We start from the raw sequence: 16,253 nt of genomic DNA, 5'->3' as shown, positions 1-16,253 counted from the left end.
CTTATCCCGAAATCAATACCGGCTTCATCGCCTCAAACGGATTTTTGCATTGTTTGCAGTAGAAAATGCTGCGGCAGGCGGTCGGGCCGAACAAATTTTCCATGATGGTCCGCTCCGCCCCGCAATACGGACACTCGACTTGCCACGCCCCTGACGGCATTTGCCGCGGCGGCGGAGCGATGCCAAACTGCTTCAGCCGCTCCCGTCCGGCTTCGCTGATCCGATCGGACGTCCACGGCGGATGGCGGAGAAACTCAACCGTCACCGCCGAAGCCCCTGCTTGCTTCACCGCTTCCTCCACCCGCGTGCGGATGATATCAAGCGCCGGACAGCCGAGAAACGTCGGCAGCAGACAGACCGAGACCGCTTCATCCCGAACGTCAACCTGCTCCACCATCCCAAGCTCGACAATGCTAATCGAATGAATCTCTGGGTCTTTCACCGTTTCTAACGCTTTCCAAACCTCTTCATTTGTCATGGTTCTCCCTCACATTTTCCAACCCGCTGCCGTTTTCCCGCTTGGGCTGCCTAGTGCCGCCAATGGTGCACCGTTTTGCTCCTTGAACAAACACTTCGTCCGTCATAAAGAGGCGTCACGCCCAACGCCGCATGTTGGCAAACAGCGGCTCCGGCATTACCATATCGCATGCGGGACGGCGCGGTATACTTCTGACAACGTCGCCAGCGCTTCGTCCAAATCGGGCGTATGTTCGCCGTTGCGGCCGTTGCCATGCTTCATGCCAAACGGCATCGGCCACTCAAGCCCCACTTCGGCAAACGCTGGCGCCAGCGCGGCAATGGTGTTTTCGGTCAGCACCTTTTCCTCATCAATCAGCCCCCACCGCACCATGTCCGTTCCTTTCGCTCCGAGCGTCAACACACCGGCAAAATCAGCGGCCACGTCTTGAATGGCTTTGGTCATTCGCGTCCGCGCTTCCCCAGGGGCATTCGTCAGCTGGACAAACCACGTATGCCAATGAAGCAAATGATAGTGCAGCTCCACTTGAATTTTCGCCGCTACTTCCGCGAGCGGGGCATAGCTGCTTTTGGTCAGCGATTCGAGACGGACGCGCTTGGCCTGCGTATAAAAATATTGGCGAACAACGGTGAACGCCCAATCATAGCGAGGTTCACGCAAATAATGCCCCGGGCCGTTCGCCCGTTCGAGCAAAACCGCATTGCGCCGGGCCGAAGCCGGGCGGGCGTGCGCCAGTTCGTCGGCTGATCCACAGCCAAGATCTTCAAGCAGCTGATAATACATGGCCGCATGGCCCATCGTGTCCTGACTGATGGAAGAAAACGCGATGTCCTCCTCAATATGCGGCGCCAGGCCGAGCCATTCCGAGCCGCGGTAGGCAAGCAAAAAGTCATCGTCGGCTAGCTGGAACAACAGCTCCGTCAACGCATCCCGGCCGTTCGCATCGACATGCTTTTCACTCATCGTTGAATCTCGCCTTTCCATGACAAAATTTCTTTTTCGTCAAACGCCTGTTGTTCATATTTGCGCCACCGCTTTTTCAAATCCCCATATCCCCGCGTCAGCCGGTAATCTTTGTTGTCAAGCCGCTTGAGCGCTGCTTTTTCGTCTTCACTCATCCGCCGGATATAGTCCCGCTTTACGACCCAAAGGTCAGCGACCGGCTCACGGCGCATAAAGTTTTCCTGCGCCATCACGAGCGCGATCTCCTCATTGGGGGCAAGCAGACTGAATTGATGCTGCATCGGTGCATCCGGCGCTTTGCGGCTGAACACCTCAAACACTTGATAAAATCCTCGTTCTTTCCCCGCCATGGCCATCCCTCCTCATCCGGCCGTCCGCACCGCACTGAGCGCCTCGCGCACCCAGGCGTTCTGCTTGTATGCCGTCCGCCGCAGCTCCAGCCGCTCTTGCGATTTTGGACCATGATTGCGAATGATTTGTTTAAACTTCTCCCAGTCCGGCTGCTGGTAAATCCATTGGCCCTTCTCTTTGTCAAAACGCATTGTCTCATCCGGAATCTTCAGACCAAGCGCCCAAATGCGCGGCACATATTTCGTAAAGAAGTCTTGGCGCAGCTGTTCATTCGTTTTCGTGCGGATGCGGTATTTGATCGTGATGTCTTGCTTCGAGGTTCCCGTCGTGTCGGCCGTCGGCGGGCCGAAAAACATGAGCAACGCCTCCCACCAACGGTTGAGCGCCTCTTGCAGCATCTCCTTCTGCTCCTTCGTCCCTTCGGCGAGCGCCAAAATGATCGACTCGCCGTGCTGGGCGTGAAACACTTCCTCGGCGCAAATGCGCTTCAGCGCCCGTGCGTACGGTCCGTATGAGGCATCCAGCATGTTCGTCTGCGTCATAATCGCCGCCCCGTCGACAAGCCATCCGATCAGCCCGGCGTCCGCCCATGTCGGCGCCGGCATATGAAACACGTTATGAAACTTCAACCGTTCGTTTAATAAATCTTCGATAATGTCTTCCCGCGTTTTCCCAAGCGGCGCCAGCAAATCTTCCGCCACCCGCAGCAGCAGCTGGCCGTGCCCCATCTCGTCCTGCACCTTCGCCATGATGCCAAGCTTCCGGCGCAGCGACGGCGCTTTCGGCACCCATTCTTTTTCCGGAAGCGCTCCCATAATTTCGCTCACCGCATGCATCGCAATCAGCTTGATGAGCGTCATTCGATATTCATCCGGCATCCAGTCATCGGCTTCGATCTTTTCCCCCGCCTCGATGCGCTGCATAAACCGTTCGTATTTCTCCTCATCTGACAGGCGGGTGAACGTCATGATAGACGCCATCCCCATACACCTCTCATTTAATATATATAACGTTTGTTTAACGTTATTATATTTTAATGTTATATATTTTGCAATCGTTTTTTCTCTTTCTTGATCAAATGGATTGCGGTGCTTCAAGATGGCGGCGGTCAACGATACGCACTGCTTTTCCTTCCGACCGCGGGAGCGTTTTCGGCGAATGGAGATGGACGTCAATCGAAATAAGACAGTGCGTTTTCAACAATGACTGAATGCGCCGGGCAAGGGCCGCGGCCTGCTCGCTTTGCAAATCTCCCCCGACCTCGCTGTAAAAACGGTCGGTCACTTCCGCATGCAGCTCAAGCGCTTCCAAATGTCCGTGGCGGAGACGGTGCAGCTGATAGTGCGGAGCCAGTTCCGAGACACGAAGCAGATGGTGCTCAATTTCCGACGGGAACACATTGACGCCGCGGATGATGATCATATCATCAACCCGCCCCTTGACCCGCGACATGCGCGCCGTCGTCCGCCCGCAAGCACACCGCTCTCTCGTCACGGAAGCGATGTCGCCCGTCCGGTAGCGGATGACCGGAAACGCCTCTTTCGTCAAGCTCGTAAAAACCAACTCTCCTTCTTCCCCTTCCGCCACCGGCTCGAGCGTTTTCGGGTCGATCACCTCCACAAGGAAATGGTCCTCGGCGATATGGAGGCCGTTTTGCGCTTCGTGGCATTCCATCGCCACCCCCGGGCCGATCACTTCACTCAGTCCGTAAATGTCGCATGCCTTCATATCAAACGTTTCTTCAAGCGTGCGCCGCATTTCCTCGGACCACGGTTCCGCACCGAAGATGCCGTATTTGAGCGATGTTTGCCGCGGATCTTTGCCCAGCTCCTTCATCCGCTCGGCAATGTTCAATACATAGGACGGCGTGGCGCAAATGACGGTCGGCTGAAAATCTTCAATGATCATCACTTGCCGGTCGGTGTTGCCCCCGGATACCGGCACCGTCACGGCGCCAAGCCGCTCGCTGCCATAATGCAGCCCGAGCCCGCCCGTAAACAGCCCGTATCCATAGGCGTTGTGAATCACATCCCCCGGTTTTCCGCCCGCGATGACAATCGCCCGCGCCACAATATCGGCCCAGTGCTCAATGTCCTGCTTCGTGTAAGCGACCACCGTCGGTTTGCCGCTCGTGCCGCTTGAAGCGTGCACACGGACGCATTGGGAAAGATCGACCGCGAGCAAACCAAACGGATAATGATCCCGCAAATCCCGCTTTGTCGTAAACGGGAGCTTGCGCACATCCTCAAGCGTCCGGATGTCCTCCGGCTTCACTCCGCATTCATCAAACCGTTGCCGATAAAACGGCACCCGCGCATACACCCGCTCCGCCGTCACCCGCAGCCGATCGAGCTGGAGCGCCTCAAGCTCACGGCGTGCAGCCGTCTCGATGTCATGCAAAATCATCGTTTCCGCCCCCTCTTTTTTGTAACTATTCAGCCACATGAGCAAGTGAGTTGAATAGTTTTTAAAACGCTTCCAAAAATACAAAAATATATAACGTTATATTAACGTAACATATATAAAATATCATATCTAATCTTAAAATAGTCTAAATAGTATAAAATGTCAATATCATTTTTGCCTGCATCCAATGAGAAAGGAGCAGTCGCTTTCGGTTCTTCGTTTCAGACAAAGGCAAGCAGAAACAGGCGCCCCGCTTTTTTCCGAATTCCCGTTTGCGGCCGAAGTCCGCGCAGAAAAACGTTTGCGGTGCTCCCGTGCTTCATACTAGTCGAATACGCTTTTCATATCGTTAAATCGGCGCGAGAAAAAATAAAAAAGGGGATCCGTCAACGGCTGGATCCCCTTCGTGATCATATGCGCTTCCGCCTCTGCTATGCGACAAACTGCTAAATTTTCATAATCCCACCCGTGCTCGCCGAGGTGACATGTTTCGAGTAGCGGGCGAGATACCCGGTTTTCACTTTCGGCTCAAAGCCTTTCCAGTTCGCTTTTCGGCGTTCGAGCTCTTCGTCGGACAGCTTGACGTTGATCGTCCGTTTCACTGTGTCGATTTCAATGATGTCGCCGTCTTGGATGAAGGCGATTGGGCCGCCTTCCGCCGCTTCCGGAGACACATGCCCGACCGACAGGCCGCGCGAGGCGCCGGAGAAGCGGCCGTCGGTCACAAGCGCCACCTTGGTGCCAAGCCCCATGCCGACAATTTGCGATGTTGGCGCCAGCATTTCCGGCATGCCTGGGCCGCCTTTTGGCCCTTCATAGCGGATGACGACGACATGACCCGGTTGGATTTTGCCGCTGGCGATGCCTTCCAGCGCCTCTTCCTGCGAATCAAAGACGATCGCCGGGCCTTCATGGCGCGTAATGCCGCCTTGAACCGCGCCCGTTTTAATGACGGCACCGTCCGGAGCCAAGTTGCCGAACAAAATGGCGAGGCCCCCCGTTTCCGAATACGGGTTGTCAATCGGCCGAATGACGTCATAGTTTTTCACTTCACAGCCGGCGATGTTTTCACCGAGCGTCTTGCCGGTGACGGTCAGCGTATCCAAATGCAGCGTCCCTTCTTTTTTCGCCAATTCATTCAGCACCGCCGAGACGCCGCCGGCTTCGTGCAAATCTTCAATGTAATGAATATCGGAGGCCGGTGCGAGCTTCGCCAAGTGCGGCACGCGGGCGGCGATTTCGTTGATCCGCTCGAGCGAGTAGTCAATGCCAGCTTCATTGGCGATCGCCAGCGTATGCAGCACCGTGTTCGTCGAGCCGCCGAGCGCCATATCGAGCGCGAACGCGTTGTCAATCGCTTTTTCCGTCACGATGTCGCGCGGCTTAATATCATGCTCAATCAAATACATGAGCTGCTTCGCTGAGCGGCGGACGAGCTCTTTGCGCGCCGGGTCGACCGCCAAAATCGTGCCGTTGCCCGGCAAAGCCAACCCAAGCGCTTCAGCCAAACAGTTCATCGAGTTGGCGGTAAACATGCCGGAACACGACCCGCACGTCGGACAGCCGTAGCGTTCGAGCTCTTCCAACCCTTTTTCATCGAGCGTTCCGCCCAAATACGCGCCGACGCCTTCAAACACGGACGAAAGCGAGATTTTGCGCCCATCTTTCGTGACACCGGCTTTCATCGGCCCGCCGCTGACGAAAATCGTCGGGATGTTGAGCCGCATCGCTGCCATCATCATCCCCGGCGTAATCTTGTCACAGTTGGGAATGCACACCATACCGTCAAACCAGTGCGCGGAAATGACCGTTTCAATCGAATCCGCGATGATTTCCCGGCTCGGAAGCGAATAGCGCATCCCGATATGGCCCATCGCAATGCCGTCATCAACGCCGATCGTATTCATTTCAAACGGGACGCCGCCCGCCTCGCGAATCGCTTCTTTGACAATTTTTCCAAACTCTTGCAAATGGACGTGTCCCGGAATGATGTCGATGTACGAGTTGACCACGGCAATGAACGGTTTGTCAAAATCTTCGTCTTTCACGCCGGCCGCCCGCAGCAAACTCCGATGCGGAGCGCGGTCAAACCCTTTTTTGATCATGTCGCTGCGCCGTTTTTTCATCTGTTGTCCCTCCATCGTACAAAGTGCTAGGTTGCTAGTATTGTACCACTTTTTCTAATAGAAAGACAATTATCTTTATTTTGAATACGTTTTCATTTGCTGCCCGCAGTCCAAGTCAGCGGCAGCGCCGCTTCCCAGCCAAGCTCCGGCCGTTCGCCATTCCTTTGCGCCAGCGAAAGCGGCTGTATCCCGATCGCCTCGCCAAACAGACCGGAAAAGCTGGTGAAAATGCTGTTCGTACCATCGCCGGCGTTCGCTGGGAAATAAAGGCGGTTTGCGCTTTTTCTCCATGCTTCCACCCAACGGAACGGCGGTCACCAGGTTTCCCGGCGGAGGACAACGGCCGCAAGCGGGGAAGGCGGCACGGAACACATTGGTCGCCCGGTTTCCCGATCGAGGACAACGAGCGGTTTGCGCTGCGTTGATCGTTCCGTTTCCTTCTCTCTTGACAACAGCGGAATTTGGCGGCATAATTTCTTACAAACTATCTATCGTTCTGGACGATGACAATGGATCAACGGGAACGGCACGGGACTAGTAAACCGAGGGAACGCGCCAGAGAGTGGAACCCATAGGCTGGAAGGTTCCTCGCGGGAAGCCGGTTGAACCTGCCCTAGACGGCCGCTTATGCAAACATAAGCCGCATGCCTGCGTTATAGGCCAGAGGTGGGCGCTTTGTGCGCCAAAAAAGGTGGTACCGCGGAACGCTTTTCCGTCCTTTTGCCAAAGGAGGAGAAGCGTTTTTTTGTTTGCCGCCTTTCCAACGGGCGGCAAACAACAATGGCATAGACAGCGGCAAAACACGCAAAGGAGGGAACGCCATGAAACGGCAGCGCGTCGTCGTCAAAATCGGGAGCAGCTCGCTCACCGATCCAAAAGGCGGCCTATGCCTTGACAAACTTCATGATCACGTCGAAGCCATTGCGCACCTGAAACAGCTTGGCCATGACGTCATTCTCATCACTTCGGGGGCGGTCGCTGCCGGGTTCGGACCGTTAGGCTACCCGGCGCGGCCGACGACGCTCGCCGGCAAACAGGCGGCCGCCGCCGTCGGACAAAGCCTGCTCATGCAGGCGTACAGTTCGGCGTTCGCCCGATTCGGCTTCACCGCCGCCCAATTGTTGTTGACGCGCAGCGATTTTTACAGCCGCGAGCGGTTCCGCAACTTGTTTGCGACGATCACGACATTGCTTGAGCACGGCGCCGTCCCGATCATTAACGAAAACGATCCGGTTTCCGCTGAGGAGCTGACGTTTGGCGACAATGACATGCTTTCCGCCTTGGTCGCCGGCTTTTTGCACGCCGATGCGCTCGTTTTGCTCACCGACATCAACGGGCTGTACGACGCCAATCCGAAAACGAACCCACAGGCGAAAAAGTACGCCTTTTTGCCGGAGATTACAAGCGAGATGCTCGCCTCAGCCGGTGGCAGCGGCTCAGCGGTCGGCACCGGCGGCATGCGCTCAAAGCTGTTGGCCGCCCGAAAAGCGCTCTCGTTCGGTGTCAGCGTCTTCATCGGCACGGGAAGCGGCAAAGAAAAGCTCGCCGATATTTTGGCTGGAAAAGGGGACGGCACGTACATCGGCGCTCCGTTTCCGAAACAAATGCAGATGCGCAAGCAATGGATCGCCTATCACGCCCCCGTTTCCGGCGTGATCACCGTTGACAGCGGCGCCGAGGAAGCGCTGCTTGTGCGCGGGAAAAGCTTGCTTCCCGCCGGCGTCACGGCCGTTTCCGGCGACTTCCATGCAATGGATGTCGTCGACGTCGTCAATGAAAAAGGCGTCACCATCGGCCGCGGCCAAGTGTATTACGCCGCCGCCGATTTGAAAAAAGTGAAAGGGCGGCCGAGCGAAGAGGCCCGGCAATACTCTTACCTTCACCGCCCGGAAGTCATCCACCGCGACAATTGGGTCACTTTGCGAAAGGAGCGTGTCCAAAGATGAACGAACTGCTGGAAAAAGCCGAACGGTTGAAAACAGCGTCACAAACGTTGGCCATGCTGTCTACCGAAGAAAAAAATGCGGCATTGGAACAGATCGCCCAAGCCATCGACCGCGAACGCGCCGTCATTTTGGCGGCAAACGAAAACGATATGGCCGCCGGCCGCGCGCAAGGGCTGTCGCCGGCTTTGCTTGACCGGCTGCAGCTCACGAATGAACGGATCGATCAAATCATCGGCGGCGTCCGCCAAGTCGCTTCATTACCTGACCCGGTCGGGGAAATCGTTGCCGAATGGACGCGGCCAAACGGGCTGCGCATTCAAACCGTGCGCGTGCCGCTTGGGGTGATCGGCATGGTGTATGAGGCGCGCCCGAATGTGACGGTCGATGCCGCCAGCCTTTGCCTGAAAACGGGCAACGCCGTCTTGCTCCGCGGCAGCTCATCGGCGCTTCATTCCAACAAAGCGCTTGTGGCGGTCATGAAAGAGGCGCTTCGCACAACGACCATCCCGGAAACCGCCATTGAGCTGCTCGAAGACACGAGCCGGGAAACGGCCCAGCGCATGTTCCGCCTCAACGACTATCTTGATGTCCTCATTCCGCGCGGCGGAGCGGGGCTGATCCGCTCGGTCGTCGAAAACGCCACCGTACCGGTGCTTGAGACCGGCGTCGGCAACTGCCATATTTTCATCGACGAATCGGCCGAGCGGCTGATGGCAATCGATATCGTCGTAAACGCCAAACTGCAGCGTCCGTCCGTCTGCAACGCCGTCGAAACGGTGCTCATTCACGAACGGTGGCCGTACGCTGGCGAGCTGCTTGAGGCGCTTCATGCTCGCGGCGTTGAGCTGCGCGGCGACCGTCACCTTGTCGCTATGCATCCGTTTGTCAACGAAGCGACGGAAGAAGACTGGCATACGGAATATTTGGCCCCAATTTTAGCCGTGAAGCTCGTCGACGATGTCGATGAAGCGATCGAGCATATCCGCCGCTACGGGACGAAACATTCGGAAGCGATCATCACCGAAAACGAGGCGCACGTCCGTCGCTTTTTCCAAGCCGTCGACGCGGCGGTGTTGTACCATAACGCGTCCACCCGCTTCACGGATGGCGAACAGTTCGGCTACGGGGCAGAAATCGGCATCAGCACGCAAAAGCTGCACGCCCGCGGGCCGATGGGGCTTGTGGCCATCACGACAACGAAATCGCTCGTGTACGGGACCGGGCAAATTCGAACTGTGTAACCAAGGGCGGGAAGCGGGACCCCCCGCCCCTGCGCTCCCCTCCTTTTGATGCATACAACGATCAGGAAAGAAGGGAGTGCCACGATGACGTTCATTGATTTTCGCAGCGATACCGTGACCAAACCGACGGCAGAGATGCGCCGAGCAATGTCGGAAGCCGAAGTCGGCGACGACGTATACGGCGAAGATCCGACCGTCAACCGTTTAGAAGCGTTGGCGGCCAAAATGCTTGGAAAAGAAGACGCCTTGTTCGTCACAAGCGGCACGCAAGGAAACCAAGTCGCCATCTTGACGCATTGCCGCCCGGGGGATGAGGTGATATTGGAAGCCGAATCGCACATTTTCTTGTATGAGGCGGGAGCGGCGGCGGCGCTCGCCGGCGTCCAAACGCGGCCGATCCGCGGGACAAACGGTGCGATGGACCCGGATGACGTCAACAAAGCGATTCGCAGCGACGACATCCACCATCCGCGGTCCGGGCTCGTTTGCTTGGAAAATACCCACAACAAAGCCGGTGGAAAAGTCATTTCCGTGGAAACGATGAAAGCGATCTACCATGTCGCCAACGAACGCGGCGTTCCCGTCCACCTTGACGGAGCGCGGCTGTTTAACGCCGCTATCGCCGCCGGAGTGCCGGTGACGGAATTCACCCAGTATGCCGATACGGTGCAAATCTGCCTCTCAAAAGGACTGTCCGCACCGGTCGGATCGGTGCTGGCCGGCAGCCGCGCCTTCATTAAAGAGGCGCGCAAATGGCGGCAGCGACTCGGCGGCGGTCTGCGCCAAGCCGGCGTCTTGGCTGCGTCGGGCATCATCGCCCTTGAAACAATGGTCGACCGCCTCGCCGAAGACCACGCAAACGCCCGTCTGCTCGCGAACGGGCTGGCGGCCATTCCCGGCCTGTCCGTCGATGTCGATGGAGTCGAAACGAACATCGTCCTTTGCCATATTCACGACACTGGGCTTTCCAACGAAGCGTTTATCGCCCTTTTGAAAGCGGCCGGCATCTTGGCCAGCCCGTTTGATGACGGCGTCATTCGCTTCGTCATCCACCGGGAAATCACCGCCGATCTGGTGCAAACCGCACTCGAACGAATCAAGCGGCAATTGTCCTAACAGATTCGGCGAATGGGCATGAATCTTCATCCTTTCGTTTCCTGATTTGGAAACACCTTTTGAACACTGCTCCAAATCGCAGGGAAGGAAATTTTAGATTTTTCTTCTTGACTCTTGCCAAACAGAAACCGACCCGAGCCGCTCATGGCTTCCGAGTCGGTTTCGTTGTTCGCCACCCCAGCTTTCTGTGAAAATCCCCCCACTTGGTGAGTGCGGTGTACGTTTCTGTGAAAATGCCGCACCGACGAGCCATGATTTCCACCCTGAGTGGAGAGCGGACCGCGGCTCATGGACCTTTCCGTGAAAATCCCATGCCGGAAGCGGTAATGTTCATCCCTGGGTGGAGGGCAAACCGTTGCCCATGAGCCCTTTCTGTGAAAATTCCTGGCCGGCGATCCGTGGTTTTCATCCCCAGGTAGAGGGCAAGACGTGGCCTATAGATTTGTTTCTGTCAACGTTCGCTTCGCGGTGCCGCAAACACCCAACAGCGGCTGCCAACGAAGTTCACCGCCATGCCCATGACCGTGGCCGCACCTTTCGCGAGCCAAAGCGGGCCGAGCCGTTCGGCCGCCAACAAGACGACAAGCGACACCCCAAGCGACAGCCCGTTGACCGCAAGAAACCGAAGCAATTCCCCGATATTCGCCTTTTGCTTCATTTGAAACGTCCAGCGCCGGTTCCAAACGTAGCTGTTTGCCACCCCGGCGCCGTAAGAAGCGACTTGCGCCGCGGCCGCAGGAACGCCTGCGGCGGTGAGCAGAAAAAAGACAGCGAAGTCGACCGCCGTATTGCCCACCCCGACGACGGCAAACCGCCATATGGCTTGTTTTTCTTTACGGAATGTAGGAAGGCTTTCGTTCATGTCTCGTTCCGACTCCCCATGTTTCATTGACAATATATAGAGGCCGCTCTTTCACTTCATCGTAAATGCGGCCGATGTATTCACCGGTAATCCCAAGCATTGTCATCGTCACTCCGTTGCAAAACAGCATGACCATCAACAGCGATGCCCATCCGGCCACGGTCGAATGGGTGAACCACTTCAAGTACAATACCGCCATCATGCCGACCACACTTGCCGCCGACAAAGCAAACCCAAGCCAGCTCGCCAATTTGAGCGGCTTATGCGAAAAAGACGTAATGCCGTCTAACGAAAAACGAATCATCTTTTTAAGTGGATACTTTGTCTCCCCAGCCAGCCGCGGCTCTCGCTCGTATTCCACCGCTATGTGCCGAAAACCGACCCAGCTGACAAGCCCCCGGACAAAACGATTTCGCTCCCGCATATAGCGTAACTGATTACACACTTTCCGGTCAATGAGACGGAAATCGCCGGTATCAGCGGGAATGTCGATCTCGGTCGCCGCCCGCAGCAAGCGGTAGAACACATACGCTGTCCATCGCTTGAACAACGTCTCCCCCTTCCGCTTGACGCGCCGGGCATAGACAACATCATACCCTTCTTTCCATCGCGCGATCATGTCCAAAATCAGTTCAGGAGGATCTTGCAAGTCGGCGTCAATGATGATGACAGCTTGGCCAGAGGCGTAATCCATTCCTGCTGTAATCGCGATTTGATGACCGAAATTGCGGGAGAAGTCAATGTACTTCACCGTTTCATCTTTCACGGCCAGTTCCCTCAAGATATCGAGCGTCCCATCGGTGCTGCCGTCATTAACAAACAACAATTCATACGGCTCACCCGTTTGCTCCATCACTATTTTCAGCCGTCGGTACGTCTCACGGATCACGAGCGCTTCATTATAGACAGGAATAATGACAGAATAGGTCGCCATCGATTTCCCTCCTTGCTTCCTCTATGGATTTCTTCGGCTACGAACACCCTCACCAATTTTGCCACCGCCTGCTTTACGTTTTCCTCTATGGATTTCTTCGGCTACGAAGCTGATCACCCGCCAATGATCGGCTTGAATCAGCTTCAATTATTTTAATGGAGAATCCCATAAAAAACGCTTTTCTACGAATGTCCTAGTTTTGAAAAACAGCGATGGATGTCGGCTGTTTTTCTCGAGCCCTTTATCCATTGTATACGTAGAGCGTCATTTCTCTGCGCTCCATTCCACCGTTTAGGGCCTTTTCTCCGCCATTCCATTCTGAAAATGGAACTTCTTTGCAATGTGTTTGAATCCATTGAACAAGCTCATGATTTCCTCGCCCTTCACCGGAAAGGAGAAAATACTTCACCTCACCGTTGCGAGCCATTTCCTCTAGCTTCTTCGGCGTTAGTACGGGATCCGTTCCGCCGAATCCGCCCATCGCCATCACCGCTCGATCGGTGTGAAGCATCAACTCCGCCGCCTCGGTCGCACGGATGGTGGCCGCTAAATATTTGGCTTCACCCGCATGCTGCTCCAAATAGGACACTAACGCTGTCAACGAGCGGGAAGTTTGCCACCGCCCCGCCCCATCGCCGGGTTGGCCCGTCTCTCCTCTCAGCGAACGCTCCTCTTGTCCATCCGGCATCGCGGCTGTCGGCATGGGCGCGCCTCTATCTCGTTGTAAATCTGGTCCAGCGTATGGAATGGTGCTGTTTGTCCCATATAGCACTGGCGTCAGCGACCAATAGGCCGGCAATGCCAGCACGCCAATGAGCGCAGCTCGATAGACAATCCGCCTCCCATGCTCGCGGCCTTCCATCGCGAACCAAAGGCAAACCATTGCAGACCCATAAAATCCGACAGCGAGCGGCCATACTGGGGAGAACGAACTACGGTATTGCCAGGCTGTCCATACTTCGAACGCATACGTCGCCACCAGGGCGGCCGGGAACAACCACCTCGTCCACCGTTCGCTGGACGCCAACAAGGCCAACATCGCTCCTCCCGCTCCCACTAATACCGCTATAGCCGGCGCCAGCATACTTAAATAATAGCGGTGATAAAATCCGGCAATGCTAAAAAATACGAGCATCGGACCAAGCCAGGCAAACCAAAAGAGCAAGAATTGATGAAACGCGGTCATCTGCCGGCGTCGCCATACGTCTATTCCCAAGCCGATCGCTACGACAGCCGCAAACGGCAACAGCCAGCTCGCCTGCCCGGCAAGCGGCAGTTGAAACAAACGAAGGACGCCCGGGTCACCAATCTCGCCGCGACCAATGCCACCCATCCCACCTCCAGGCACAGATGGTGGACTTTGCAGTTGGCTGCCCACCGTTGGCGGCGCCCCTCCTGACCCATCCGGAAACGCCGTTCCCGCTTTGCCGTTGAACGGTGTCTTGTCATCAACAGGTGGCTGCGCGTTGCCGTTAACATCCGCCCTCCCCTTTCCTCCACCGGGTCCAGCTTCCCCGGTCAACCGCTCAATTCCGTTATATCCAAGCGCCAACTCTAACACAGAATTCGTCTGACTGCCCCCGATATACGGACGCTTATCTGCAGGAATCAGCGCCACCGCAGCCGCATACGAAAGCGAAACCGAAAGCAGCACGATCGTCGCCAACAGCAAATGTCCGGCCCGTTTTTTCCACGGCACCCGCCCAGCTAGCCAGTAAAATAAGTAAAACGCCGGGAGCACCATGTACGCCTGCAACATTTTCATATTGAACCCGATGCCGACGACCGCAAAACTGCCAACCAGCCACGTCCATCGTTGCGTTATCACCGCCTTCATCAGCATCCAAGTCGCGAAGAGCAATGTGAACACCAATACGGCATCAATATTGTTCGTCCGCGCCACAGCGACGAACGCCGGGGTGCAAGAAAAGACGAAACTTGCCCACCGCGCCGCTGTCTGTCCGGCCCACGGCTGGACGATGACATAAATCATCCATGTAGACGCGATCCCCGCCGCCGCTTCCGGAAGCAAAACACTCCAATCACTAACGCCAAACAGCTTCACGCTGAGCGCCTGCAACCAAAGAGCGACTGGGGGCTTATCAACGGTAATAAATCCCTCTGGGTCGAGTGCGGCAAAGAAAAACGCCTTCCAGCTTGCCGCCATGCTTTTCGCCGCTGCCGTGTAATAGACGTTGGAACCGCTGTTTCCTATTTGATAGAGATGCAAAAAAGCCGACCAAACTATGATTGCAATGATCCATCCATCCAATTTCCATTGTTTTTTCTTCATGAACTCTCCCTTTCCCTCGTTTTCTTTTTTCCTACTAAGGGGGAAACGCAGCGATGCCCCTTAACTGACGTCAGATGACATGAAACGAGAAGCCGATCCCACCCAAGGTTTCTTCATTTAAAAAACAAGGGGGTGATACAACACGCTTCTTATCATCACCCGTCTTCTATGGTTACGTTACATAGTGTTGGTGAAAGTTTGGTGAAAAAATGAAACGAGTGGACTAGATTTTCATTTTCCCGATGCCGGCCATGTGCTATGATCAGAGTAAAGGAGGTGAAACTCATGGAAGGCGAAACGATCGTGCAGCAAATTCTAAAGGCGCTTGACTTGCATTCCGATCAACTCCGTCAACAAATGAAGGAAATGGAAGAGCGATTGCGCGCCGAAATCCAAGATACAGAAAACCGATTACGTACTGAACTTCAAGAAACAGAAGACCGATTGCGCGCCGAGATTCAGGATACAGAAAATCGGCTATATGCCAAAATTCGAGAGACGGAAGACCGGTTGCACCAAAAACTTTTGGATTTGGAAAAGCGCACGGATGCTCGATTTGAGCGCTTGGAAACGAAAATGAACTATTGGCGCCTTGAATGGTCGGAAACGCAGGAAACGGTTGACTTCCTCGCCCGCAAAACCCTCCAACATGAACGAAAACTCCGTTCCCGGGCTGGACAAAACGAAATCTCCTGAAAACTGAAAAAGAAACAAGCCAACTGGCCGCCAGCATGTTTCTGCTTGACGGCCGGTTGGGCTTTTGTCTCGTGCTTGCCCCTCTTCAAGGCAGATTCTTTTTTGAACAGACGACCGCCTTGATCGGTCATCGATGTGTCGAACAGCGGCCAATGTTGCGGGGCGTTCTTCTTATTCGTTTCCTTGCTGCTTGGCGATGTCCGCGCCGGAAAACGCCGCTTTCATCGCTTCATACGACGGCTTCAGCCGCTCGTGGTAGCGCGGCGTCTCCCACGTCGGCCACGTGTACGTGTAAAACTGCCGAGCCGGCAGCACATTCCCTTCCAGCGCCGGGAACGAAAATGAGCGCTCCCCGTCGGCGACGTACACGCCGAGGCGGATGCCATCCAGACCGCCGTGCACTTTCGCTGACCGCGCCCCGTCTGTCCGCTGGCGAACAAATTCTTCTTCATAGACGCCGTACGTGTCGGCGACATACACGGCATCATAGCGATCCATCGTGTTCGGAAACGGGCGCACTTCGTATGCCCCACCGCCCTTTGGCACAAATCCGACATAATCGCGCGCCGCATCATATGCCTCACCATTCCGGTGCACGTACTTTTGCGCCCGGAGCAGCCAAACAAGCCCTTGGTGCTCGCGGTACGACCGATCCGGCACCGTGTCATCGACAATGAGCAGCTCAAGCTTCGTTTCCGGCTTCAGCCACCAAAGCCAATACGGCGCCGACAGAAGCAGCACCGCCAAGACAATATACACATAAAGCCAGCGGAACGCCCTTTTCTCCATCTCCCCACTCTCCCTCGCACCCGGTATCTTCCTTATAACAAAAGGAGCTCTT

Annotated in this window: 15 protein-coding genes; 4 read left to right on the top strand and 11 right to left on the bottom strand. The window is 55.7% G+C overall.

From position 1 onward, the window contains the following. Window position 1: 1 nt before the first annotated feature. The 7 genes from paaD to N685_RS0112895 form a co-directional block, all read right to left on the bottom strand. A complete protein-coding gene (gene paaD / locus N685_RS0112935) occupies window positions 2–478 on the bottom strand; it encodes a 1,2-phenylacetyl-CoA epoxidase subunit PaaD (protein WP_031408971.1) in 477 nt (158 codons plus the stop codon). A 156-nt stretch (window positions 479–634) separates the two neighbouring features. Continuing rightward, the gene (gene paaC / locus N685_RS0112930; RefSeq protein ID WP_031408970.1) at window positions 635–1,462 is read right to left on the bottom strand and encodes a 1,2-phenylacetyl-CoA epoxidase subunit PaaC; all 828 of its coding nucleotides are present in this window, start codon (window positions 1,460–1,462) and stop codon (window positions 635–637) included. Then, window positions 1,438–1,791, bottom strand: a complete 354-nt coding sequence (gene paaB / locus N685_RS0112925) for a 1,2-phenylacetyl-CoA epoxidase subunit PaaB (RefSeq protein WP_031408967.1) — start codon at window positions 1,789–1,791, stop codon at window positions 1,438–1,440. The genes paaC and paaB overlap by 25 nt, the downstream gene beginning before the upstream one ends. A gap of 12 nt (window positions 1,792–1,803) precedes the next feature. After that, complete coding sequence (gene paaA, locus N685_RS0112920) at window positions 1,804–2,772, bottom strand: 1,2-phenylacetyl-CoA epoxidase subunit PaaA (RefSeq protein ID WP_031408965.1); 969 nt, start codon at window positions 2,770–2,772, stop codon at window positions 1,804–1,806. A gap of 94 nt (window positions 2,773–2,866) precedes the next feature. Continuing rightward, the gene (paaK, locus tag N685_RS0112915; RefSeq protein WP_031408963.1) at window positions 2,867–4,198 is read right to left on the bottom strand and encodes a phenylacetate--CoA ligase PaaK; all 1,332 of its coding nucleotides are present in this window, start codon (window positions 4,196–4,198) and stop codon (window positions 2,867–2,869) included. Window positions 4,199–4,644: 446 nt separating this feature from the next. Continuing rightward, window positions 4,645–6,324 (bottom strand): dihydroxy-acid dehydratase, encoded by a 1,680-nt coding sequence (gene ilvD, locus N685_RS0112900; protein WP_031408961.1) that lies wholly within the window; start codon window positions 6,322–6,324, stop codon window positions 4,645–4,647. 92 nt (window positions 6,325–6,416) lie between these two features. Continuing rightward, on the bottom strand, window positions 6,417–6,623 hold the full coding sequence (locus N685_RS0112895) for a hypothetical protein (protein WP_156961396.1): 207 nt from the start codon (window positions 6,621–6,623) through the stop codon (window positions 6,417–6,419). A gap of 522 nt (window positions 6,624–7,145) precedes the next feature. On the opposite strand from N685_RS0112895, the gene proB reads away from it, so the two are divergent. The 3 genes from proB to ltaE all read left to right on the top strand — a co-directional run bounded on the left by proB (window position 7,146) and on the right by ltaE (window position 10,627). Then, the gene (gene proB, locus N685_RS0112890) at window positions 7,146–8,270 is read left to right on the top strand and encodes a glutamate 5-kinase (RefSeq protein WP_031408957.1); all 1,125 of its coding nucleotides are present in this window, start codon (window positions 7,146–7,148) and stop codon (window positions 8,268–8,270) included. Beyond that, window positions 8,267–9,511: a glutamate-5-semialdehyde dehydrogenase gene (locus N685_RS0112885; RefSeq protein WP_031408955.1), complete on the top strand. Its 1,245-nt coding sequence runs from the start codon at window positions 8,267–8,269 to the stop codon at window positions 9,509–9,511. Before proB ends, N685_RS0112885 begins: the two co-directional genes overlap by 4 nt. 84 nt (window positions 9,512–9,595) lie before the next feature. Next, complete coding sequence (gene ltaE / locus N685_RS0112880) at window positions 9,596–10,627, top strand: low-specificity L-threonine aldolase (RefSeq protein ID WP_031408953.1); 1,032 nt, start codon at window positions 9,596–9,598, stop codon at window positions 10,625–10,627. 451 nt (window positions 10,628–11,078) lie between these two features. Here the strand turns inward: ltaE and N685_RS0112875 are convergent, their stop codons facing one another. The 3 genes from N685_RS0112875 to N685_RS0112865 form a co-directional block, all read right to left on the bottom strand. Then, on the bottom strand, window positions 11,079–11,489 hold the full coding sequence (locus N685_RS0112875) for a GtrA family protein (protein ID WP_031408951.1): 411 nt from the start codon (window positions 11,487–11,489) through the stop codon (window positions 11,079–11,081). Continuing rightward, the gene (locus tag N685_RS0112870; RefSeq protein WP_031408949.1) at window positions 11,461–12,423 is read right to left on the bottom strand and encodes a glycosyltransferase family 2 protein; all 963 of its coding nucleotides are present in this window, start codon (window positions 12,421–12,423) and stop codon (window positions 11,461–11,463) included. Before N685_RS0112870 ends, N685_RS0112875 begins: the two co-directional genes overlap by 29 nt. 241 nt (window positions 12,424–12,664) lie before the next feature. After that, entirely contained in the window at window positions 12,665–14,716 is a 2,052-nt protein-coding gene (locus N685_RS0112865; RefSeq protein ID WP_031408947.1) for a glycosyltransferase family 39 protein, read from the bottom strand. 285 nt (window positions 14,717–15,001) lie between these two features. Here N685_RS0112865 and N685_RS0112860 point away from each other — a divergent pair, with 285 nt between their 5' ends. Continuing rightward, window positions 15,002–15,412, top strand: a complete 411-nt coding sequence (locus N685_RS0112860; RefSeq protein ID WP_031408945.1) for a hypothetical protein — start codon at window positions 15,002–15,004, stop codon at window positions 15,410–15,412. Between the two features lie 171 nt (window positions 15,413–15,583). Here N685_RS0112860 and N685_RS0112855 read toward each other — a convergent pair whose 3' ends face one another. After that, window positions 15,584–16,201: a hypothetical protein gene (locus N685_RS0112855; protein ID WP_031408943.1), complete on the bottom strand. Its 618-nt coding sequence runs from the start codon at window positions 16,199–16,201 to the stop codon at window positions 15,584–15,586. Window positions 16,202–16,253 lie beyond the last annotated feature (52 nt).

This window comes from Geobacillus vulcani PSS1, from assembly GCF_000733845.1.
GTDB classification, from domain to species: domain Bacteria; phylum Bacillota; class Bacilli; order Bacillales; family Anoxybacillaceae; genus Geobacillus; species Geobacillus vulcani.
Note: the sequence above shows the minus strand (reverse complement) of the source record. Positions and strands in the feature narration are given on the sequence as shown.

Coding starts and splice junctions, on each gene's coding strand:
- paaD (WP_031408971.1), bottom strand. CDS start 478: ATGACAAATGAAGAGGTTTGGAAAGCGTTAGAAACGGTGAAAGACCCA.
- paaC (WP_031408970.1), bottom strand. CDS start 1,462: ATGGAAAGGCGAGATTCAACGATGAGTGAAAAGCATGTCGATGCGAAC.
- paaB (WP_031408967.1), bottom strand. CDS start 1,791: ATGGCGGGGAAAGAACGAGGATTTTATCAAGTGTTTGAGGTGTTCAGC.
- paaA (WP_031408965.1), bottom strand. CDS start 2,772: ATGGCGTCTATCATGACGTTCACCCGCCTGTCAGATGAGGAGAAATAC.
- paaK (WP_031408963.1), bottom strand. CDS start 4,198: ATGATTTTGCATGACATCGAGACGGCTGCACGCCGTGAGCTTGAGGCG.
- ilvD (WP_031408961.1), bottom strand. CDS start 6,324: ATGAAAAAACGGCGCAGCGACATGATCAAAAAAGGGTTTGACCGCGCT.
- proB (WP_031408957.1), top strand. CDS start 7,146: ATGAAACGGCAGCGCGTCGTCGTCAAAATCGGGAGCAGCTCGCTCACC.
- N685_RS0112885 (WP_031408955.1), top strand. CDS start 8,267: ATGAACGAACTGCTGGAAAAAGCCGAACGGTTGAAAACAGCGTCACAA.
- ltaE (WP_031408953.1), top strand. CDS start 9,596: ATGACGTTCATTGATTTTCGCAGCGATACCGTGACCAAACCGACGGCA.
- N685_RS0112875 (WP_031408951.1), bottom strand. CDS start 11,489: ATGAACGAAAGCCTTCCTACATTCCGTAAAGAAAAACAAGCCATATGG.
- N685_RS0112870 (WP_031408949.1), bottom strand. CDS start 12,423: ATGGCGACCTATTCTGTCATTATTCCTGTCTATAATGAAGCGCTCGTG.
- N685_RS0112865 (WP_031408947.1), bottom strand. CDS start 14,716: ATGAAGAAAAAACAATGGAAATTGGATGGATGGATCATTGCAATCATA.
- N685_RS0112860 (WP_031408945.1), top strand. CDS start 15,002: ATGGAAGGCGAAACGATCGTGCAGCAAATTCTAAAGGCGCTTGACTTG.
- N685_RS0112855 (WP_031408943.1), bottom strand. CDS start 16,201: ATGGAGAAAAGGGCGTTCCGCTGGCTTTATGTGTATATTGTCTTGGCG.